The sequence below is a fragment of the Acinetobacter sp. WC-743 genome (genome assembly GCF_000335555.1).
Taxonomy (GTDB): Bacteria; Pseudomonadota; Gammaproteobacteria; order Pseudomonadales; family Moraxellaceae; genus Acinetobacter; species Acinetobacter bereziniae.
In genome coordinates, this window is record NZ_AMFQ01000145.1 from 1 (window position 1) to 472 (window position 472).

Below are 472 nucleotides of genomic sequence, written 5' to 3' on the forward strand. Positions count from 1 at the left end.
ACTTGCACCTGTAAGAGCGGATGATTTAGGTGCAGTGCCAATTCAAGCCTTGATGCAACGCAACCCGACTGTGGATTGGCAAAAGGTTGACGATGTGATTTATGGCTGTGCCAATCAGGCAGGTGAAGACAACCGAAATGTGGGTCGTATGTCGGCATTATTGGCAGGGCTGCCTGTTGAAGTGCCTGCAACCACAGTCAATCGTTTATGTGGTTCGTCACTGGATGCGATTGCGATGGCAGCACGGGCGATTAAAGCCAATGAAGCCGATCTGATCATTGCTGGTGGTGTGGAAAGCATGAGTCGAGCACCCTATGTGATGGGAAATCCGACAGTGCTTTCGGGCGTAGCCAAAAATTGAAGACACCACCATGGGTTGGCGCTTTATCAATCCAAAGCTAAAAGACATGTATGGTGTAGAAACCATGCCACAAACGGCTGAAAATGTGGCTGAGCAATTCAACATCAACCG

The 472-nt window shown here is 49.2% G+C and carries 1 pseudogene; it reads left to right on the top strand.

From position 1 onward, the window contains the following. A pseudogene (locus ACINWC743_RS21905) lies at positions 1 to 472 on the top strand (beta-ketoacyl synthase N-terminal-like domain-containing protein); the annotation flags it as partial.